This is a genomic window from Legionella bozemanae (assembly GCF_001648595.1).
Classification (GTDB): Bacteria; Pseudomonadota; Gammaproteobacteria; order Legionellales; family Legionellaceae; genus Legionella; species Legionella bozemanae.
In genome coordinates this window covers 1-21,093 of the sequence record NZ_LBAW01000016.1, presented here as the reverse complement: position 1 = coordinate 21,093, position 21,093 = coordinate 1, and the positions used below count along the sequence as shown (strand labels likewise).

The following is a 21,093-nucleotide window of genomic DNA, read 5'->3' as shown; positions in this document are numbered from 1 at the left end:
ATCCGTTTTTAAAATTTTTTTTCATAAACTCGATAAGTTTTATAATGGGTGGCATTAACGAGCCTGAGTCCTGCTTGCATCGCATGATTGTTTTCTAATATCCATGAGCATTCAGCTCCAAAAAACTGTGCCTGTGGTGTGATTCTTTTAATATATTCATAATATAATAGGGCGCCAATTGGAAGATGCTTGTATTTTTTCGATACTCCAAGTAGTGGAATACGAAATTGATTTATTGATTTTTTCACTTTAATTTGCCAAATTAAATTCAGAAGATTAAAAGTTAATAATTTTCCGTTACGATTCGTTAATAATATCTGATTTAGGTTAGGTATTCCTACGGAAAATCCACAAGGTTCTCCCGCTATTTCTGCTATATAAACCAAGTTAGGATCAATAATGGGTTTTAAATCGGATATTAAATAATTAAACTCATCTAAATCCAGTGGCAAATATCCCCAATTATCACACCAAGCATCATTATAGATTTTTGAAATCAATTTTATCTCATTTGCCAAGTATTTCTTATTTACCAGCCTAATCTGTATGTCATATTTTTTTTGGACTGCTTGTAGTGTGCGAAGCTTTTTAGGTTCAATCTTCGCTTGGTCGACATTAATACTCCATGCTTGAAGATCTTGAATTTTTTTATAACCCTGATTTTCAATTAATGACCTATAATATTCAGGATTTTGTGGCATCATAAAAAAAGGCTGGGTATCAAAAGCGGAAATTTGTAAGCCGCACTCGTAGTTAATCGATGGATTCATTGGACCACGAATTGTGCTGATCTTATGAGTTAGTGCCCATTCCTCTATTTTTTTAAATAAAGCAGTTGTCACTTCGTTATTTTCTTCAGATTCAAAAAATCCCCAAAAAGCAATATTTTCTTCATAATAGTTATTATGGGTTTGATTAATGATACAAGCAATTCTGCCGACTGGCGCATTGTCTTTATAGGCAACCCATAAGCTAATTTTGGCATTTTTATAAAAAGGGTTTTTTTTGTTTAAAATACGCTTTGTTACAATCTGGAGAGGGGGAACCCAATTTTGATCCTGTTTATGTAATATAAAAGGGACATTTAAAAAATCGCGAAAATGTTTGGATTTTTCACAATATATGACATCCAATGACATGAAATCTCCATATTTATCTAATAATACCTTTTAATAATAATTCTGATATAAGCCCAGAGTAGAAAAGCATAAATTATATTGAAATTTGTTTCAATGAAAACTGAGACTTAATCAAGAATTATCTGTTTCTAATCCATAGTTTTACAATAACTGCAACTTAGTTTTATCCCTCTGATAAGTTAAAATTTTTGATTTTAAATAAGCACAAACAGATAACCCATTACCCTTAAGTACTTCATTAAAGAAGATTGGATTTTCAATTAAAAAACGATTGGCTTCATACAAGGATTTTCCCGAGTTATAATAACCAGGCCAGGTAGTTGTTGCTCCGAGGTACCCTGCATATTTTACTGTTTCAACAACAGCTGCATTATAACCGCCATAGGGGTAGCAGAATGTTTCAATGGCTATTCCCAACTCATCTTCCAAATATTTTTTGGAATCAGAAATTTCATACCCCAGCTTTTTTGGATCAATTTGATGAAGTTTGGGATGAGAAAAACTGTGTGAGCCAATTTCCATGCCGGAATCAAGCAATGCTTTTCGATGATTTTTTTGCATGTTTTTAAAAGGTATTGTATAGCCTTTTTTTTGAACATTACTCCATTTTCTTTTGCCTGGATGCACCCAGCGTATCATTTTATCAAATCCAGGAACTACAAAAAAGGTTGCAACGAAACCATATCGATTTAACAAGGGCAATGCATTCTCATAATTATCCAATAAGCCATCATCAAATGTTAAAACAGCATTTTGTTTTGCAGGATCATAATTTTCTTTAAATAAATCGGCGAGAGTGATTGTAGTATAAGATTGGGCCTTCAAGGCATCCAAATGCGCTATAAAGTGTTGCAAGGCTAATGTTTCGGGCTCCGGGCCACCAATGGAATGATAATAAAAAATAGGAATTTTCTTTTTCATTATTCGCTACCGTTCAAATAAATAGTGAAAGACCCGATTAAAATTGTTCTTATCTTTATTTTCATGCATACATAATCCCATAGAGCGCTTATTCCCAAGGATAATACTTTGCCATCCTGGTAATGAAGGGATTAGAACTCTTCGTATATTCTTTTTCTGCAAATGTCCACTTACCCAAACATCATCCTCAAAAAAAGCTTCGGGTAGGTTGGGTGGATAATGGAAAATATCTTCTGAAAAGAAGGTTGGCTTCACAAGCATGCCATTATATGCCAGGAGTACGTCAACTAAAGCCATTTTTTTAGTTGCGGCATGTTCATTGCGCATAGCACCGTGCATCACTGTTCCTGCTATTCCGAGTGCTGCAGCAGGATCTGCTTGCTCGTATTTCAATAGATCATGAATGAAATGAGGTGGATAAATTCTATCGTCATCAATAATGATTATTTTTGTATCTTGTCCGGCAAATAATTGTAAACACGGCAATAATTTTGAGGCAGGTCCATAATCCTGCTCAATATGCTGAATAAGAACATTGGGATAGTTTTTAATAAAATCTGGTGGTTGGGAAATAGATTGGTTTGAAAAACGTTTAAATTGCTTTGGAATCCACAACAGGATATTTTCAGGTTGTTGCGATTGCAATGCAATAGAGTTTAAAGTCGGCCATATTTTATTGATTCGTTTCGGTGTCGTAGTCATAGTAACAACGACGTTTTTTTGAATATTTGTGTTACTAATCTGAGGCGGTTTTTTTATATGGCATCTTAAAAAATGAAAATAATTGGCAAATCGTGATATCAACTTTGAGCTTCCTTATAATTGTTTTTCCTTCTATAAGTGATATCCATTAGGGACTGTTTCGTTTTAGGCTATCTTGGCCAACATCGTTGACTCCCTGTGCTCCGATGCTTAACATACTTCAATATATGTTGCGCTTCACTGCTCGAAAATCAAGCGATTTTGACTCAAGTTAGAGAATGTTAACAGACCCTAGTTACAAATGAGGATGAGAAGAAATCAATAATGTATAGTAAACAGATAATGTCTCTTTCGCAACATCTTCCCATTTAAATTTATTGATTAATGGATGGGCATTGTTCCCTAACTCTAAGCGAAGTGCTTTATTATGAATAAGTTGGATTATTTTTTCGATCATTTCATCTATTGAGGAAACCAAAAAACCCGTTTTTTCAGAAGAAATAATATCAGAAATTCCATTATTGGCATAAGCAACAACGGGGACCTTATGATAAATAGCTTCTAATATAACCATCCCAAAGGCTTCATGTGGTGAGGTTAAAACAAAGATATCCGTTTGCTGTATTAAATTAAATACAGAAGAACGTGAAATATTACCTGTAAAAAAAAGATATTCTGAAAGGCCTAATTGATTTGCCATTCGTTGAAGTTTTTTGTTTTGTGGTCCATCTCCAACTATAAAAAATTTGAGTTTCTTATATTTTTTAAGTAGTTCGTGAGCAATCAAAATAAAATCAGCAACCTTTTTTTTACTCGATAATCTAGATACTGTCGTTATTATTAATTCATCAGCGTTTTTTACTACAGTGTAAATTTTTTCTACATCTTTTGGATTCGGTGAAATGGTATCGAACCCATTTGGAATATAATAAGTGGTTGCAGTTTTCTTTAATGATTTCATATTCTCTGCAATAGCATGGCTAACACAGATGACATGATTAACTAATAGTGCAAAACATTTAATTAAACGTTTGTCCAAATCTCTATATAAGGAATGGCTCGTCAAAACATGCGCTTTTTTTATTTTTTTTGCCAGTAGAAGAGCTTGTACTGCTAAAATGGATCCCAAACTGTGGGCATGTATAATATCAAATTGAGCAAAAAACTCATTATACTGACGAGAAAAGCCTGAGAGGGCAATATACATCTCGGAATATGAAATGCGTTTAATCAATAGGGACCCTTTTGATTCTTCAGTAGGTAGATTCTTTCGTTTTCGCGTTATAATACAAACTTGATGGCCAAGTTCAGCTAAATATCTTCCTAAAGCATCAACACAATATTCTACACCGCCTATTTGCGGGTAGTAATTATCAGTAATTAATGCAATCTTCAATAATTGTGGTGGCATTGGATAACTCAATTTTTTAACTTGTTTTTTTTGTATTCATATTGTGGGCAGATATTATCTTAGGAGAGATTATATTTCCTCCTAACGCTTTATAAAGGTTAATTTGAGTCGTCTGAAGTCGAACTATATTTTGCAAATAAGCAAACTCTATGGAATTCAATTCTTCTTCCGCACGAAGCACTGTATTAAAATCAGAAGAGGCTTTGTGATAAGCAGCTCGAGCTAATTTTAAAGCAAGACGTTTTTGTTCCACTGCACGCTTAAGGTGACTGAGACTTTTTTTATAATGCTGAAAATAATCATATTGAGTTGCAACTTCATGCAATGCACGCATTACAGCGATTTGATATTGGATGACCGCAATAATTTTTTCACGTTTTCGTAACTCAATGCTATTGAATAAACTGACATTGAATAAGGGCGCTCCAAAGGTCCCAAAGAACCTGGATTCGGGATTTTGTACTGTGAAAAAATTACGTGCAGTAATAATACTGCCTGCAATAGTTTGTGTTTGCCATCCTAATAACCATCCTACAGTGACTTGAGGTAATAAATTTGCCATAGCTACGCGAATATTAGCATGAGAAGTCGCTATCCGTCGTTCCGCCGCTCTAATATCTGGTCGTCTACGTAAAAGTTCAGCAGGAATTCCCAGATTAATATTTTGAGTGATTTGAGGAATTGGTTTAGGAGGTAATAATTTTTTTGCCAATACTCCTGGATTATTTCCCGTTAATAATTCTATTTTGTGCAGTAGGGCGGTAATGTATGCTTTATTTTGTTCTAATTCAGCTGATTGCGTTTCGACCAGTCCATCTTGTTGCGATACATTCAAGTAACTGGCATATCCTGCTTTATAGCGTGACTTGATAAATTGCAGTGTTTGTTTGTTGCCTGAAATATTATTGAGCAATACAGCATTTCTTGTCTGTGCTTCACGTAACTCCAAGTAGGAGGAGGCAATTTCTGCGTATAAATTAATCAAGGCAAAATCTAGGTCTGCTTGCTCAGCTTGTAAATTTGCTTTAGCCATTTCTTTCATTTGGCGGTGTTTCCCAAAAAAATCAGGATCTAAAGAACCGCTTAAGGCAATAAGTTGATTGATATCAAATCCTGTTCCAGTAGGAGGGGATGCAGTAAGACCCAATGAGGGCAATAATTGTGCTACAGCTACAGCGTGTTGGGCTTTTGCTACGTTTACTCTAGCTTGTGCCATTTTTAAACTTAAACTATAGACTGCTTGTTGTTCAATAAGATCGTTTAATAAGGGATCGTGAAAATTACGCCACCAAGCCTCTTCGTTTTTTACTAAACTTGCATGTTGCACATTGTGACCCCAGCTGGATGGCATAGGGGTGCTAGGCGGAACATATTTTGGTCCTATGGAACATCCATTCAGAATTAGAGCAACAACTAATGTAAAATAAAAAGTATAATATTTCATGGAATGATCATGTCTTTTGAACAGCAATATGGGCATCAAGTTGCCGACCTGCTGCAAGCTCAGGATAATCTTGTCGATTAAAAAAGTATAAAGCTTCTTGTACCCGCGCGTTGAGGCGATCATTGGTAATGATGTAACGATCAAGCTGAATAAATGTTAAAGGGATGTTTAGTCCGTCTGCAGTTAAATAAACGGAGGCTTCAGGAGAATATTTTTTCGCATCTCGCTCTTCTATAGAAACACGTACAATCACTTTTTGAGCATCTCCTAAGAGTATTACTTGACTTCCTGCTCCAACGAATTCATCAACATGCGCATTAATTTGTAAAACAATTCCATCTTTCGGCGATGCAATGTTAAATTGATTGAGTGCCAATTGTGCATTTCTAAGATTCGCTTTTGCAACATCTAAACTGTGCTGTAATTGTTTAATTTGAATTTTGCCCATTTTCACATCATATTCTTTTTCTCGTAATTCAGCTGGATTAATAGCACGCTTATCAATACTCTTTAAGCGCTTTAATTGCGATTGGACATGCTTTAGGTTTTTTATTTGAATCATGAAATTATTTTTTGCTTGTTGCAGAGCAATCTTATTGACGGTTACATTATGTAGTCCTATGGTGTCATCGAGTGAAAATAAAATCTCTCCCTTTTTTACCATCTGTCCCACGGCAACATTTATCTTTTTTACAATTCCACTTTGAATACTTGGAACATGAGTCATGTCGTTTCCAGAATCAAGAATCGCGGGGGCAATTATTTCTTCAATTGCAGCAACTGGAGCGGATATATTTTGAGGGATTATCATTTTACGACTCAATAAAAACGATGAGTATAGGCCAATGATCAAAAGTAGCAGCAAACTCCCGCCAATAATTTTTCTTTTCATACTGTTTCCTTTCGACAAGTTACTTGATAATCATTTAATCCTTTAAACTCAAGTATTTTATTCGCATGCGACATAATACGATAATCATGAGTAGAAATTAAAAAAGTACATCCATACATTTGAGCATATTCCCGTATCAGCGAAAAAACCAAGTCGCTACTATCCCTATCTAAATTGCTGGTAGGTTCATCGCAAAGAATTAAACGTGGGGCGCGAATTAATGCACGTCCCATCGCTATTCTTTGTTTTTGTCCACCCGATAGAGTATCTAATTTAGAATGAATATGGATTTCAAGCCCTAAACGAATCATCAATTGTTTTGCTTTTTGATGGGCTTTCTCAGGTGACTCCCCATCAATCAATAATGGCAATGCTAAATTTTCAAGAGCAGATAAAGCTGGAAATAAATGAAGATGTTGAAAAAGAAAGCTGATATGGGCGGCACGAAACGCAACTTTTTTTTTCGGTGACATCTTATAAAGATCATTCCCACATACCGCACAAATCCCTTGATCAGGAGAGAGAATCCCCCCAGCAATCATGAGCAACGTTGTTTTTCCACATCCAGATGCTCCCATTAACATACCTATTTCGCCTGGATTAAGTGCTAATGAAAAATTATCTAATACGGAAAGTGTTGTGGTACCCGTTTGGTAGGTTTTAGTAATACCCATACAATGTAAGACAGGAGATTCACCAGTGTCCATTAATTTGAGTCGCGACATAATTCTACCGTATCCAAACGTAAGACTTTTAAGATAGCAAAATAAGATGAAAAAACAATGACTATTGTTGATCCTAATGCGCCTAATAAAATGATCTGCCAGGTAAGATGGAACGCAACAGTAGAATCATGAAAAATAAATCCAAATAGGGCTGTTAAAGCAAGTCCAAGAATATAACCCAATCCACCGGTAATAGACGCTTGAAATAATACCATGTGAGTTAATGATGAGCTGGATACTCCTAACATTTTCAACATGCCAAATTGATGAAGATGGGTTAAAACAAAATTAGTAAAAATCTGCCACATCATAACAAGTCCAATAATAAACCCAACAATAGCTATAGCAATAAACGCGATAACAATAGGTGTTTTTTCACGAAAAAATTTATTGGCACGATCGATGAATTGAGAGGGTGTTAATGGGAGAAATCCCGTTGCTTTGCGAATTTCATAGGCGACCTGATAAGGATTAGATGAAGGTTTTACTTTGACTAAAATAAAAGAAGACTTATGAGAGATATCAGGGATATGATTACTCGTTATATAAGCTTTAGGCTCGTACATATAAGTACGTAGAGGTTTTGTAATCCCTGTTATTACCCACTTATTTTGTCCTTCAATCAATTTGTCGCCAAGTCGGAGTGATTTTTTATTCGGTGTTTCAAACTGTTTTAACGCATAACCATCAATTATAATTGAATTGGCACGGTGAATTGCGGAGCGGGCGCCTGCAATCATTGTTTCAGGTAGGCCAAGTAGCGTGTCAGGATCTACACCAACTAGCTCCCATGTTGTAATTTTCGAAGTTTCACGATGAATCATTGTTTGCCAAGTTCGATATATTTGTTTCGCCCAAAGTACTCCGGGAATACTACGAACACGATAGATATCTATAGGCCTAAAACGCACAGGATCAGCAAATGTAAATGAACTGTCTGTCATAACCCATAAATCCACTCCGGTGACTGCTCGAATTGGTGCTATAATGCGCTCAGTTACTCCTTGGTAAATAGCCGGTTGTTGCATGATAATGAAGGCAGAAAACGTAGCGCCGATCACCATGCCAATAAACTTGCGTTTACTGTTTACGAGCATTTTAAAAGCGACTGAAAACAAATTGATATGTCTTACATTAAATAATGAGCCAGCTATTCTACGAATCATTTCTCTAAACTTGGTGCGCTGTGGCAACCCTAATATGTTTATCCTTAACCATAACAGCATTCAGTAGTTTAAACATACCCTTTAGATAGCACAAGATAATTTGAAACATTTAATGGGGTGTTTTTCATAAACATTATAGTATACAACGAGTTAACATGATTTATTTGTACGATAACTTAGGCTTTGTATGTATTTCCATTGAATGTTGTTGTATAGTTCCAATCTGGATGTGTACTTGTTAGGGAATGAAATGGGTCGGTCTTTATCAAAAAATCACCCTGCACAGATGTTTTTAATGTTGTGGCGTCACCATGATCTTATTTTTCAACTCATTAAGCGAGATATCTTAATGAGATATCGTGGTTCTTTTGCCGGAGTATTGTGGCTAATACTCGCCCCTTTACTGATGCTAGGTCTTTATACGCTTGTGTTTAGTGTTTTTATGCGTATTCAATGGCCAGGTGTCACTAATAATCTGATGTATTCATTACTAATCTATGTAGGTTTAATCATTTTGAATTTTTTTTCTGAATGTATGAATCGTTCGCCTATTATGATTGTAAATAATGCAAATTTTGTAAAAAAAGTGGTTTTTCCTATTGAAGTTTTTCCATGGGTGATAGTCGGAACAACTCTTTTTCATGCAATGATTAATACGTTAATATTAGTAGCATTTTCTTTCTTTTTACTAGGAAAGATTAATATAACGATTTTGTTACTTCCTTTTTTATTTGTCCCTTTAATTTTGTTTACTTTAGGCCTGAGTTGGTTTCTTTGTTCGGCAGGGGTTTATATAAGAGATATTGCTCATCTGATGGCTTTTCTTTTACAAATTGTGATGTATCTTTCGCCTGTTTTCTATTCAATTAGTATGTTACCTGAGATGTTTCAAAAGATTTTACTCCTCAACCCATTAACTTTTATAATTGAACAAGCTCGAAGTCTTGTTATTTTTGGAAAATTTCCCCAATGGACTACTCTGGGTGCCTTTTTTGTAATTAGTATGTGTGTTGCCTATATAGGATTTCTTGGATTTCAGAAAACAAAGGATGGTTTTGCGGATGTATTGTAGGCTTATAGCAGCGCTCCTTTTTAAGGGAGGCTAATTTTCAAATAATTATTTTAGGCTCTGTTACATTTCTATTATCTTGGTCAAACTAGCGAAATGTAAACAGAGCCTACTATCGAAAAATTTACGCGGGAATTTTGTTGTGACATGTTTGATACTTTTCATTGCGCAAAAAATCATGGTAAGTTTTTACAATCCCTTCTCGTAAAGGAGTCTGAGCCACCCAGCCAAGTTCTTTCATACGTTCGATATTTAATAGTTTCCGTGGCGTGCCATCAGGTTTCTCTGGATCAAATGCGATAGTTCCAGTAAAACCAATCACATCCATGATGAGTTCAGCCAACATGTGTATACTCACATCCATTCCACTACCAATATTAAAGATGCCTTGCGCAGCAGGATGTTCCATAAGAAAAACACAAGCATCTGCCATATCATCTACATAAAGGAATTCTCGTTTAGGCCTACCTGTACCCCAAATTAAAAGGTGTTTATCCTTCCGCAATTTTGCTTCATGTGTTTTGCGGATTAATGCGGGTAACACGTGACTATTATGCAAATCGTAATTATCATTGGGGCCATAGAGGTTCGTTGGCATGGTACATACATATTGTGTCCCATACTGGCGGTTATAACTTTCACAGAGCTTTATCCCGGCAATTTTAGCTATGGCATAAGGTTCATTTGTTTGTTCTAAAGAATCTGTTAATAAATAGTCTTCGCAAATCGGCTGAGGACAGTCTCGTGGATAAATACAACTAGAACCCAAAAACAATAATCGCTTAACGCCAGCTTGCCAAGCAGCATGAATTACATTGGTTTGTATCATTAAATTTTGATAAATAAATTCAGCACGATAATAATTATTGGCATGAATTCCACCGACTTTCGCAGCTGCTAAAAAAACATAATCTGGCTTTTCTTGATTAAAGAATGCCATGACATCTGCTTGATTCGTAAGATCCAATTCAGCACGGCTACGAAGCAGTAAATGCTTATATCCTTTTGCGTGCAATTGTCGAACAATAGCTGATCCCACCATACCGTGGTGACCAGCTACATAAATTTTTGATGAAGTATTTATCGTCGTATCTTTATTCGTGATAGTCATAAGCTGCAAATCCATGTTGTTTTACTAACTCATCTCGTTGCGCTATTTTGAGATCTTCAAGCATCATTTCAGAGACTAATGATTGGAAGCTGGTTTTGGGGATCCAACCCAATTTTTCTCTTGCTTTAGTAGCATCCCCTAACAAATTATCTACTTCAGAAGGACGGAAATAACGTGGATCCACGCATACAATCTTATTACCATTTTGATCACAACCAATCTCTTTATCACCTTCACCATGCCAAGTGATATTAATATTGACAACTTGTGCAGCTGCTTCTACAAACTCTCTAACACTAAATTGTTGGCCCGTAGCAATTACGAAATCCTCTGGTTGTTCCTGCTGTAACATGAGCCATTGCATTTCTACATAATCGCGTGCATGTCCCCAGTCCCGCATTGCATCCAAGTTTCCTAAATAGAGGCATTTTTGTAAACCCAGCTTAATTCTTGCCAGAGCTCGTGTAATTTTACGAGTTACAAAAGTTTCACCGCGAATTGGACTTTCATGATTAAATAAAATTCCATTACATGCATAGATACCATAGGCTTCCCGGTAATTAACAGTGATCCAATAAGCATAAAGCTTGGCAACAGCATAAGGACTGCGCGGATAAAATGGTGTGCTTTCTTTTTGCGGCACTTCTTGCACTAAACCATAAAGTTCTGATGTAGATGCTTGATAGAAACGAGTTTTGTCATTCAGTTTAAGCAAACGAATGGCCTCCAGGATTCTTAATGTGCCAATACCATCCGCATTAGCTGTATATTCTGGTGTTTCAAAACTGACGGCTACATGACTCATGGCAGCAAGATTATAAATTTCATCTGGCTGACTCTCCTGAATAATGCGAATCAAATTCGTAGAATCGGTGAGATCGCCATGATGCAAAATAAATCTTCGATCTTCTAGATGAACATCTTGATAGAGATGATCAATTCTATCGGTATTAAATAAAGAAGAACGACGTTTAATTCCATGAACTTCGTAGCCTTTACGGAGTAAAAGCTCTGCCAAGTAGGTTCCATCTTGCCCTGTAATTCCAGTAATTAATGCTTTTTTCATTTTTTCCCTTATGAAATACTTTTCCTTAAAGTAACGTTATATCCCATTGCCTTTATTAATTTTAAGCACGTCCATAATTATCTTGAAAACGAACAATATCATCTTCACCCAGATATTCACCGCTTTGTATTTCAATCATTACCAAATCAATCACACCTGGATTCTCCAAGCGATGTTGATGACCTGCCGGAATGTAGGTAGATTCGTTGGTATTGACAAAAAAAGTCTGCTCACCATTTACTACCTTGGCCATACCGCTTACCACTACCCAATGTTCGCTGCGGTGATGATGCATTTGCAGACTTAGGCTGGCTCCTGGTTTTACTTCAATACGTTTAATTTTGAAGCGATGGCTTTCTTCCAACACCGTATAAGTACCCCATGGGCGATGAACAGTACGATGTAGCTTATGTGCTTCATGCCCTTGCATTTTGAGTTGTGTATAAATGTGTTTGACATCTTGTGCGCGGGATTTATCCGCCACCAACAATGCATCAGGAGTATCAATGATAATGAGATTCTCAACCCCGACTGCACCCACAAGACGCTCATCACTTTGAATATAACAATTAGCAACATCATGCAAAAAAGCCTCGCCTTCGATTCGGTTGCCTTGATTATCTGCTTCAACCAGATCACCTAATGTGGCCCATGATCCTACATCTGTCCAGTTGATATCACATGGAACTACGGCAATTTCTGACGATTTTTCCATCAAAGCATAGTCAATTGAAATATCAGGTACTAAATTAAAACTCGTTGCATCCAGTTCAAGTTGACTAAATCCTTTTCCTTCCGCATGGCTGGATTGCTCAATACAATGTTTGGCTGCAGATAAAATAGCGGGGCAATATTTTTCCATTAAATGTAACACGCTCTCTACAGTAAAAAGAAACATGCCGGAGTTCCATAGAAATCGATTCGTTGCCAAATAAGTTTGCGCTTTCTCGAATGAAGGTTTTTCAATGAAACGAAGTACTTGAGAGCCTTCTGCTTCGATATAACCATAAGCAGTGCTTGGTGCATCGGGTTGAATACCGAAAGTGACTAATTGACCTTGCATTGCCAATTCACTGGCTTGTGCTACTGCCTTTTGAAAAGCATCTTGATCATGAATTAAATGATCTGCCGCCAAGACCAGCATCAAAATATTTTCACCATATATTTTGTTAATTTGCAAAGCTGCAATAGCAATCGCGGCTGCTGTGTTCCGACCAAAAGGTTCTAGAATAAAAGAAGTTGAAACAGCATTTTTATTAATCGCCCGATATTCGTCTTCTATCTTAAAAAATAACTCGCGATGAGTTACTGTCATTATCTCTTTGACTTCGGGCAATAGAGATGCACGTAAAAAAGCTTTTTGTAATAAGCTCTGCCCATCATGTATTCGGATAAAAGGTTTGGGATGTAACTCTCGAGAAACCGGCCAAAGGCGCGAACCTGCACCACCACAAAGAATTATAGGTATTAACTGCATAAACTTCCCCTGTATTTTTGATGACATGCCTTTGTTCTTACTAAATGGTAAATTTAGCTTGCTCGTTAATGTAATTTAATTTTACTAAATTGTCGATGGATCAAGGGACGTTTCTTCTTTAAAAATTTTAAATTGCATAAAAGAATCAAGTACATTAGAATTTGCAACCATAAGTTAAAGGGACTTAAAGAAACTTAACTCGTTGTACAACTCGAGTCTAAATAAGGGAAACTATGTCCTCCAAGACAAAAAGCTAGAAAGCTTTTTTACTATTTGTCTTTCTTTAACCAAGCATTTCTCATGTATTGCGCGACACAATGCATTGAAGAGGTAAGTTTGTTGCCAAATGAGAGTTAAAAAACTATAGGTGGAATCAGTAATTAGCCGAAGCGTTAACTGCTTTGCTTTAGATTGAACGAAGAAAGGATGTCGAGTTAAGGATAAATAGCCGAATCAACATATTACATAAGAAAGAAACATTGCATTGAGGGAAACTTGTGTTGATTAGATGGGAATAAGGAGTGATGCCCATGTACTTGTTGCCTTTTGAACAAGCGCTTGCTGGAAAAAAATATTAGTTACAGGACATACTGGGTTTACAGGTAGAAAACTTATTTTGCATCAATTTACTTAAGACTATTAAAGGGATGTTATTTATGTTGTTTACCACCCCAATATTTTTATTTTTCTTTTTACCTATTTTTATCTCTCTATATTATCTATGTCCAGCTTATGGGGAATGGCGCAATTTATTTGCCCTGATGGGTAGCATTGTTTTTTTTTCCTGGGGGGAACCTGTATATGTGTTTCTTTTGTTGGCTTTTGTTTATTTTGATTATCTTTTATCAAAAGCGATATCAGAAACATCGGCTCTATCCCTTGCGAGAAAAAAAACGCTTTTATGTTTGGGTATCTTTCTTAATGTAATCATATTGATTGCATTCAAATATACTACGTTTATTCTCACGGATATTTTGTATCCATTGAAATTATATCAGGGAGAGCTGCCTCAAGGCACTGAGCCTTTATTATTAGGAATTTCTTTTATCACATTCCATAAAATCAGTTATTTGGTAGATAGTTTTAAGGGAAGGGCTACGCCTCCGAGAAGTTTTTACGATTGCGCACTGTATATTTTTTTATTTCCTCAACTAATTGCAGGACCCATTATTAGATATCATGATATTGGGAACCAGATTCAAAAAAGAACCTATCATAGTTCATTGTTTTTAGTAGGTTTTTTTCGTTTTTGTGTTGGATTTTCTAAAAAAATATTAATTGCTGATCAATTAGGTTTCGTTGCTGACCGTGTTTTTTCTCTCCCTATACATGAGTTGTCTTTGGGGGCGGCATGGGCAGGGGCATTTTCTTATATGCTGCAAATTTATTTTGATTTTTCTGGATACTCTGATATGGCTATTGGTTTAGGTGCCATGATGGGTTTTCGTTTTCCCGAAAATTTTAATCAACCTTATTTATCTAAAAGTATCAGTGAATTTTGGCGACGATGGCATATTAGTTTATCCAGCTGGATGCGTTTGTATTTGTATATTCCTCTTGGGGGCAATCGAACTTCTAAATTCAGAGCGTTTATTAATTTATGGATTGTTTTTCTGATTTCTGGTTTTTGGCACGGAGCGAATTGGACTTTCATCGCATGGGGGGCTTATTATGGTTTTTTCCTTTGCTTGGAAAAATATTGTTCAGAGCTCTATCCCAATCTAAAGGATTATTTTCCTGATTTGCTGCGTTTTGCTATGACCATGGTCATTATTTTATTTGGTTGGGTACTTTTTAGATCACCTACATTTACCTATGCTCTTGGTTTTATAAAAGTGATGTTGGGTATTACTACGTTGAAATTTAATCCTCCCCCTTGGGGTCTATTGATTGGCAATCGTGATTTGTTTTTATTATTTCTTGGTTCAATTATCGTATTTTTTAAAGTTCCTGGAACTACATTACGCTTACCCACATGGTGGCATAGTGCTTGGAGTGAGACTATGGTAATACAAGGTATTAGGCAGCAATCATTTCTATTTGCTGCAACTGTGGTTTTGTTCGTATTGGCAACTATGGGGATGTTTAGTTCAGATTACACTCCTTTTCTTTATTTTAGGTTTTAGATCATGAACAACAAAGAAAAGGTATTTACCCGGATATTTTCAATTATCATCGTCTTATTGTTATGTCTCCCTCTTCTTCAATCAGTTTTTCATATTGTATATGAAAAACCCTTGTATGGTTATGTGGAAAAAAATTTGGATAAACCTCATGGCTTAGCAATGAATTGGTTTGATAGAAAATGGCAAAAATATTGGGAGAACCTGTTTAATGAAAAATTAGGATTAAGAACAATTCTCATTCGCGGTTTTAATGAATTATCTTTTCGTCTTTTTTCAGAAATGCCACGCCTAAATCTTTATTCGACCAAAGAACATGGGTTATACAGCAAAATGTCGATTGAGCAATTAAATTATGAATACACTCATCGTAAGAATTTAAAAAAGTCTTATAATGAATTTGCTAAAAAAATTCAGGAACTTCAACAATTGCTAGAAGCCAATAATAAGCATTTTGTCGTTGTTATCAGTAGCTCCAAAGCTTATGTTCATCCCCAAGGCCTAGGCAAAAAATTATTGGTTTCTACAGATAAAAATCTATTTCGAAAAATAGCTAGTCTTGGTCATGCGTTGAAAAAACAAGGAGTGAATGTTGTTGATTCTGGACCATTTTTGCGCAAATTTTATCGGGAGAAGGCTATTGAAACCCATGCTAATACAGGATTTCATTGGAACTATTATGCCGGATGCATGGTTGCTCAGCAGTTATTTTATAATGCCAAGAAGACATTAACCGATATTCCTAAGCTTGAGTGCGGCAAACCAATTTACAAAAAACCAGAACTGGTTGATTTGGATGGTATATGGCTGTTGAATGCATTTTCCAGTGTTAATTTAGCAAAACTCAGTCCATACCCTCAACCATCAGCGAGATTTTCTGCGAATTACCAACCTAAAATCCTTCTCGTAGGCGATAGTTTTATGGATCAAATCATATATGCACTGGATCGTTCAAAAGCTTATAATGATTTAGTTTCTTCACGCTACTTCCAAACCCGGACAGTGCATAAACCGGGGCGCATTTTCTCTTTTAATGATTTTCCTTCATTGACCGCAAAACAGATCCAAGGGGATATTTTAGGCGATGTGATGAAGAGTGATTTAATTGTATTACAAATGGTGGATTACAATATTAATCATTTCGGGTATGGGTTTGTAGATGCTTTGTTGGAGCGATTAAATACCGAGATTCAGCCCCATTCCATACCTCCTATAACCGAGATAAAAATTACTAAGGTTAATAATGCATATCCTCAAGAAAAGAGCGGGGGAAATTGGTGGTATTGGGTCAAAGATAAAATTATCTTCCAACTAAAACCTCCGGATGTATTTTTAGAAATGAAAAATACAAGATTATATTTTGAGTACGATCTTCATGGTGCGCAACAGTTAATCGTTTATTTGAAAGGAAAGAGTATCAAACATAAAATTATTATTGAACATCCTGCAAACGGAAAGAGGGCGGTCTATGATCAAATACTTGATATCCCTCCTGCATTGTTAACTAAAATTATCATTACGACAAATGGGAAAGCAACGCGTTTAGGTGAAGCTGACTCCAGAGTTGCTGCTTATGCAATCTTTAATTTAAAAATTACTCCAAGGAGTGGTAATACGATTATTTAATTTTTGAGGATAAAAACAATATCTTTTCCTTGTCATTTCTATTGAGAGATAATTCTCAATAATCTCGCGACTTGTACATCTACCATTTTTTGAATCATATCTCGAACATTTACCGTTGGCTGCCAATTTAAAACTCGCCGTGCTTTGGAGGCATCCGCAACGGTCTGCGATGTTTCTAAAGGCCGAATCAGGGCAGGATCGCTGATTACATGAGCTTGCCACTCTTTGTTCACGTGTTGATATGCGATTGCACAAACTTCAGCTAATGTGTGTAACGTTCCTGTGCCAATCACAAAATCCTCGGGTTTATCTTGCTGCAGCATGAGCCACATTGCGTGCACAAAATCTGGTGCATAACCCCAATCACGTGCAATGCTTAAATTACCTAGTGCTAATTTACCTTGTGATACTAGTGCACAACCTCTTTCGTTCACATCAGGTGAATTATTAATCCCGAGCTTAGCGCAGGCAGCACCATATGCTATCTTTTGCGTCAGAAAATGAAGTGGGCGACGCTCGCTTTCATGATTGAACAAAATACCATTAACAATAAATAATCCATAGCTTTCGCGATAGATACGCATCATCTGATGGCTAAATACTTTGGAAGCAGCATAAGGATTGCTTGGATTAAAAGGTGTTTCCTCATTTTGAGGGGATATTTTAGTGTGTCCAAACATGTCTGAAGATGACGCGTGGTAGCATCGTGCTTCAGAGCAAAATCGACGCAAAGCTTCTAAGAGATGAATCGTGCCCATGCCATTCGCATTCAAAGTCTGATGTACTTGTGTCCAAGATTGGCCAGGGCGTGATTGTGAGGCGAGATGGTAGATCTCATCGGGTCTTGAAGCCTCAACTGCGGCAGAAATATCCGCTTCATTGGCAATATCTCCATAGAGCATCTGTACGTTATTTAATGGCTCTGGTCTCTCTGAAGAACTGGCTTGAGATGTTTTACGAGCAAAGCCAAATACTTGATACCCTTTTTTTAACAACAACTCTTTGAGAAAAAAACCATCTTGACCATTAATCCCTGTGATCAAAGCACGTCGCATAAAGACCTCATCCACTTAAACTATTTCAGCATCCCATTAAAAACTTTTGTCTTATCTTTTGCACAGTTATTTTGTAAAGCCGCAATAGAGTCTCTTATTGAAATTAAGAAGTCAATCTTTCTATGAGTCTTATTGTGATTACCTTTTGATTTTATTGATTCTTAATGAACTTTATATTATCTTAAAAAGTGGTTGAAATCTGGCGTATGTTGGGTTTTAAAAGTGGGAAAAGGATTTGCGGATGTACTTAAATGATTTATTACTTTGTAACCATTAAAGGTAATTGTCACGATCCTCAAATAATAAGAAATCATAATACATTGAGCATATACCCGTGACTTCTGAAATTGTTATTGATGTTGTTAACGTTAGCAAACGCTATGAATCTTACTCAAAACCTCAAGATAGATTGAAGCAGGCTCTAATGTCTGGACTGTGTCAAACAGGTGCATCTTTAGGTATTGTTAAAAATAAAAAACCAACTTACTACCAAGAGTTCTGGGCATTGCAAAATGTATCAGTTCAAGTGCGGAAAGGGGAAACCCTCGGAATTATTGGCCGTAATGGAAGCGGCAAAAGCACGTTATTGCAAATTATTGCGGGAATTCTAACTCCTACAAGTGGAAACGTTATCGCTAAGGGTCGGCTCGCGGCGCTCTTGGAGTTAGGCAGCGGCTTTAATCCAGAATTCACAGGAAAAGAGAATATTTTCCTCAATGGGTATATATTAGGGCTCAATCAAACAGAAATTCAGCAACGGTATGAGCAGATTGTCGAGTTTGCTGATATTGGTGACTTCATTAATCAACCTGTAAAAACATATTCGAGCGGAATGTTTGTGCGGCTTGCTTTCGCAGTTCAAGCACATGTTAATGCAGATATCGTTATCATTGATGAAGCACTCGCTGTTGGCGACATATTTTTCCGTCAGAAATGTTATGCCCATTTAGAAAAGCTAAAAGAATCGGGTACCGTCATTTTATTAGTATCTCATTCTATGAATGAAATAGAGCAGCATTGTGAACGTGCTATTTTATTGGAAAATGGTAAGTCATTTTTTCTTGGGAATGCTGTCGAGGCTACAAAACACTATTATTTATTGCATCAGCCTACGCGGCAAGAAGCGCAACAACCTACAGTAAATCAATTAGTTTCAGAACAGCACATACAAAAGGTTAATACGAATAAAACCGATATTTGGGATGACAATTCTATATTTATAGATGCTTCGCAACTAAGCCAAGTTACCAATCATATGGCCAAATGCACACGATATGTTCTATGCGACAATTCAGGTAATCCGTGTACCCGATTTTCTCAAGGCGACATAGCAGTTTTTTATTACGAATTTCTTTTATTACAGGCTATAGCTATTCCTCTGGGGGGTATTGTCATTCGAAATGATAAAGGCATCATTGTTCATGGTAAAGGTTCTTTAGAGCACGATGTTGATGTTTCTTTGGAACAATTCAAAGCTGGAACGCTGATTCGTTGCCAGCAAAAGATTACCTTAAAATTACAACCCGGTGAGTATAGCTTTGAGTTAGGATTGGCCAGCGTCAATCCTAAAAGCTATAAGGATAAGTCTTTTTTAAACCACGATGAGTTATTCAGCAAAATTATGAGAATCTGTCATTTACCTGATGTTGGCATTTTGAGTATAAAGATGCGTACTGGCGATCGTGTTGGTTCCCAATTAACTCACCATGGAATTGCTGATTTACCCGGAGAATTTATGTTTACTTTTTCGAAATGCGATGCAGAATTATTCTTACCCCAACGCACTGAGACAACCGCTATTTAATAACATAGGAACTATTAATATGAGGATCCACCAATGAATTTTGTATCCTATGCTCAGAATTTTGAAGATGTGATGCTATGGCGAGCCCTAAAGCATATTAAAAATGGATTTTACGTAGATGTTGGGGCTAATGATCCTACGCATGATTCTGTTACAAGAGCGTTTTATGAAAAGGGGTGGGCAGGAATTAATATAGAGCCTGTTTCCGAATGGTTTCAAAAGCTAAAAAAGGAAAGACATCGAGATATTAATCTTCAGGTTGCTGCAGGGGAAAGACAAGGTGAGATATTTTTTTATGAATTGCCTAATACTGGTCTTTCTACCACCAACAAAGCAATCGCTGAGAAACATGAAATTGAACAGGGATACACAAAGATAGAAAGAAAAGTTCCTGTCATGACGCTTACTGAAATTATTTGTGAACATCAAATAAAACAAATTCATTTTCTTAAAATTGATGTTGAAGGAGCCGAAAAAAAGGTATTGGAAGGATTGGACTTTGCAAAGATCCGTCCATGGATAGTTTTAGTGGAATCAACACTTCCTAATACCCAAATAGAAGATTTTATAGAATGGGAAACTCTTTTACTTAATGCTGAGTATGACTATGTATATTTTGATGGGTTGAATCGTTTTTATATTGCTAAAGAACACGATGATTTGTCACATCATTTCAAAACCCCACCCAATTACTTCGATGGGTTTTTAATGAGTGAAACACAATCCTTTTGCCGCAATATGGTGAATGAAAAAAACCAATTAAAAGCTGAAATTATAGAAACAATTGAATTAAAAGAATATAAATCAAATGCCGAGAAACAAATTCACTCATTGACCACATGGCTTACTGATGCTCGTCAAGAGGTAGAGGCATATAAAACCAATGCAGATGCCCAAGTTCAATTATTGACTACATGGCTTGCTGATGCTCGTCAAGAAGTAGAGGTTCTTCAAAAGTATAAAATAAATGCAGATGCTCAAGTCCACTCATTAACCACATGGCTCACTGATGCTCGCCAAAAAGTTGAAGTCCTTGAAGAGTATAAAACCAATGCAGATGCCCAAGTTCAATTATTGACTACATGGCTTACTGATGCCCGTCAAGAAGTAAAGGTTCTTGAAGAGTATAAAATAAATGCTGAAGCCCAAATTCAATCATTGACAGCCCAGCTTACTGAAGCACAGAGTTTGCTGTCCTTACCGCTAATAAAAATTGCTCTTAAGGTTATCAATACATGTAATAACCTTTTTACTAAAGTACAGTTTTTTAAGGGAATTAAAAATGAAGCAAGAAAATAATTTGCCAAAAATTTCTATTGTGACCCCCTCATTTAACCAAGGCCCTTTTCTTCGACAATGTAT

General features: G+C 36.3%; 17 protein-coding genes. 5 read left to right on the top strand and 12 right to left on the bottom strand.

The features are described from left to right. Positions 1–8: 8 nt before the first annotated feature. The 8 genes from A8O27_RS12225 to A8O27_RS12190 all read right to left on the bottom strand — a co-directional run bounded on the left by A8O27_RS12225 (position 9) and on the right by A8O27_RS12190 (position 8,400). The gene (locus A8O27_RS12225; protein WP_058459134.1) at positions 9–1,139 is read right to left on the bottom strand and encodes a hypothetical protein; all 1,131 of its coding nucleotides are present in this window, start codon (positions 1,137–1,139) and stop codon (positions 9–11) included. A gap of 141 nt (positions 1,140–1,280) precedes the next feature. Then, a complete protein-coding gene (locus A8O27_RS12220) occupies positions 1,281–2,060 on the bottom strand; it encodes a polysaccharide deacetylase family protein (protein WP_058459135.1) in 780 nt (259 codons plus the stop codon). A 6-nt stretch (positions 2,061–2,066) separates the two neighbouring features. Continuing rightward, entirely contained in the window at positions 2,067–2,864 is a 798-nt protein-coding gene (locus A8O27_RS12215; RefSeq protein ID WP_058459136.1) for a hypothetical protein, read from the bottom strand. A 193-nt stretch (positions 2,865–3,057) separates the two neighbouring features. Next, on the bottom strand, positions 3,058–4,173 hold the full coding sequence (locus A8O27_RS12210) for a glycosyltransferase family 4 protein (protein ID WP_058459137.1): 1,116 nt from the start codon (positions 4,171–4,173) through the stop codon (positions 3,058–3,060). 16 nt (positions 4,174–4,189) lie between these two features. Then, positions 4,190–5,617, bottom strand: a complete 1,428-nt coding sequence (locus A8O27_RS12205; RefSeq protein ID WP_058459138.1) for an efflux transporter outer membrane subunit — start codon at positions 5,615–5,617, stop codon at positions 4,190–4,192. Positions 5,618–5,624: 7 nt separating this feature from the next. Continuing rightward, a complete protein-coding gene (locus A8O27_RS12200; RefSeq protein WP_058459139.1) occupies positions 5,625–6,509 on the bottom strand; it encodes an efflux RND transporter periplasmic adaptor subunit in 885 nt (294 codons plus the stop codon). Next, positions 6,506–7,234, bottom strand: a complete 729-nt coding sequence (locus A8O27_RS12195; protein WP_082642432.1) for an ABC transporter ATP-binding protein — start codon at positions 7,232–7,234, stop codon at positions 6,506–6,508. Before A8O27_RS12195 ends, A8O27_RS12200 begins: the two co-directional genes overlap by 4 nt. Further along, positions 7,216–8,400, bottom strand: a complete 1,185-nt coding sequence (locus A8O27_RS12190; protein ID WP_058459140.1) for an ABC transporter permease — start codon at positions 8,398–8,400, stop codon at positions 7,216–7,218. The genes A8O27_RS12195 and A8O27_RS12190 overlap by 19 nt, the downstream gene beginning before the upstream one ends. A 250-nt stretch (positions 8,401–8,650) precedes the next feature. On the opposite strand from A8O27_RS12190, the gene A8O27_RS12185 reads away from it, so the two are divergent. Further along, a complete protein-coding gene (locus tag A8O27_RS12185) occupies positions 8,651–9,472 on the top strand; it encodes an ABC transporter permease (protein WP_064115095.1) in 822 nt (273 codons plus the stop codon). Positions 9,473–9,593: 121 nt separating this feature from the next. Here the strand turns inward: A8O27_RS12185 and A8O27_RS12180 are convergent, their stop codons facing one another. The 3 genes from A8O27_RS12180 to A8O27_RS12170 all read right to left on the bottom strand — a co-directional run bounded on the left by A8O27_RS12180 (position 9,594) and on the right by A8O27_RS12170 (position 13,123). Continuing rightward, positions 9,594–10,580 carry a GDP-L-fucose synthase family protein gene (locus A8O27_RS12180; RefSeq protein ID WP_165483271.1) on the bottom strand — a complete coding sequence of 329 codons (987 nt, stop codon included), beginning with the start codon at positions 10,578–10,580 and terminating at the stop codon, positions 9,594–9,596. After that, the gene (gmd, locus tag A8O27_RS12175; RefSeq protein WP_058459141.1) at positions 10,564–11,646 is read right to left on the bottom strand and encodes a GDP-mannose 4,6-dehydratase; all 1,083 of its coding nucleotides are present in this window, start codon (positions 11,644–11,646) and stop codon (positions 10,564–10,566) included. The genes A8O27_RS12180 and gmd overlap by 17 nt, the downstream gene beginning before the upstream one ends. 61 nt (positions 11,647–11,707) lie before the next feature. After that, on the bottom strand, positions 11,708–13,123 hold the full coding sequence (locus A8O27_RS12170; RefSeq protein WP_058459142.1) for a mannose-1-phosphate guanylyltransferase/mannose-6-phosphate isomerase: 1,416 nt from the start codon (positions 13,121–13,123) through the stop codon (positions 11,708–11,710). 656 nt (positions 13,124–13,779) lie between these two features. Between A8O27_RS12170 and A8O27_RS12165 the strand changes: the two genes are divergently transcribed. Both A8O27_RS12165 and A8O27_RS12160 read left to right on the top strand, forming a co-directional pair. Beyond that, complete coding sequence (locus tag A8O27_RS12165; protein ID WP_058459143.1) at positions 13,780–15,249, top strand: MBOAT family O-acyltransferase; 1,470 nt, start codon at positions 13,780–13,782, stop codon at positions 15,247–15,249. 3 nt (positions 15,250–15,252) lie between these two features. Next, positions 15,253–16,872, top strand: a complete 1,620-nt coding sequence (locus A8O27_RS12160; protein ID WP_058459144.1) for an alginate O-acetyltransferase AlgX-related protein — start codon at positions 15,253–15,255, stop codon at positions 16,870–16,872. Positions 16,873–16,910: 38 nt separating this feature from the next. Here the strand turns inward: A8O27_RS12160 and A8O27_RS12155 are convergent, their stop codons facing one another. After that, a complete protein-coding gene (locus tag A8O27_RS12155; RefSeq protein ID WP_058459145.1) occupies positions 16,911–17,927 on the bottom strand; it encodes a GDP-mannose 4,6-dehydratase in 1,017 nt (338 codons plus the stop codon). 334 nt (positions 17,928–18,261) lie between these two features. Here A8O27_RS12155 and A8O27_RS12150 point away from each other — a divergent pair, with 334 nt between their 5' ends. Further along, positions 18,262–19,731, top strand: coding sequence for an ABC transporter ATP-binding protein (locus A8O27_RS12150; protein ID WP_064115094.1), 1,470 nt, complete (start codon positions 18,262–18,264; stop codon positions 19,729–19,731). Positions 19,732–19,764: 33 nt separating this feature from the next. Beyond that, positions 19,765–21,030, top strand: a complete 1,266-nt coding sequence (locus A8O27_RS12145; RefSeq protein ID WP_058459146.1) for an FkbM family methyltransferase — start codon at positions 19,765–19,767, stop codon at positions 21,028–21,030. Positions 21,031–21,093: the final 63 nt, after the last annotated feature.

Excerpts from the sequence above, each read along its gene's own strand:
- A8O27_RS12225 (WP_058459134.1), bottom strand. The coding sequence starts at position 1,139 with ATGTCATTGGATGTCATATATTGTGAAAAATCCAAACATTTTCGCGAT.
- A8O27_RS12220 (WP_058459135.1), bottom strand. The coding sequence starts at position 2,060 with ATGAAAAAGAAAATTCCTATTTTTTATTATCATTCCATTGGTGGCCCG.
- A8O27_RS12210 (WP_058459137.1), bottom strand. The coding sequence starts at position 4,173 with ATGCCACCACAATTATTGAAGATTGCATTAATTACTGATAATTACTAC.
- A8O27_RS12205 (WP_058459138.1), bottom strand. The coding sequence starts at position 5,617 with ATGAAATATTATACTTTTTATTTTACATTAGTTGTTGCTCTAATTCTG.
- A8O27_RS12200 (WP_058459139.1), bottom strand. The coding sequence starts at position 6,509 with ATGAAAAGAAAAATTATTGGCGGGAGTTTGCTGCTACTTTTGATCATT.
- A8O27_RS12195 (WP_082642432.1), bottom strand. The coding sequence starts at position 7,234 with ATGTCGCGACTCAAATTAATGGACACTGGTGAATCTCCTGTCTTACAT.
- A8O27_RS12190 (WP_058459140.1), bottom strand. The coding sequence starts at position 8,400 with ATGATTCGTAGAATAGCTGGCTCATTATTTAATGTAAGACATATCAAT.
- A8O27_RS12185 (WP_064115095.1), top strand. The coding sequence starts at position 8,651 with ATGGGTCGGTCTTTATCAAAAAATCACCCTGCACAGATGTTTTTAATG.
- A8O27_RS12180 (WP_165483271.1), bottom strand. The coding sequence starts at position 10,580 with ATGACTATCACGAATAAAGATACGACGATAAATACTTCATCAAAAATT.
- gmd (WP_058459141.1), bottom strand. The coding sequence starts at position 11,646 with ATGAAAAAAGCATTAATTACTGGAATTACAGGGCAAGATGGAACCTAC.
- A8O27_RS12170 (WP_058459142.1), bottom strand. The coding sequence starts at position 13,123 with ATGCAGTTAATACCTATAATTCTTTGTGGTGGTGCAGGTTCGCGCCTT.
- A8O27_RS12165 (WP_058459143.1), top strand. The coding sequence starts at position 13,780 with ATGTTGTTTACCACCCCAATATTTTTATTTTTCTTTTTACCTATTTTT.
- A8O27_RS12160 (WP_058459144.1), top strand. The coding sequence starts at position 15,253 with ATGAACAACAAAGAAAAGGTATTTACCCGGATATTTTCAATTATCATC.
- A8O27_RS12155 (WP_058459145.1), bottom strand. The coding sequence starts at position 17,927 with ATGCGACGTGCTTTGATCACAGGGATTAATGGTCAAGATGGTTTTTTT.
- A8O27_RS12145 (WP_058459146.1), top strand. The coding sequence starts at position 19,765 with ATGAATTTTGTATCCTATGCTCAGAATTTTGAAGATGTGATGCTATGG.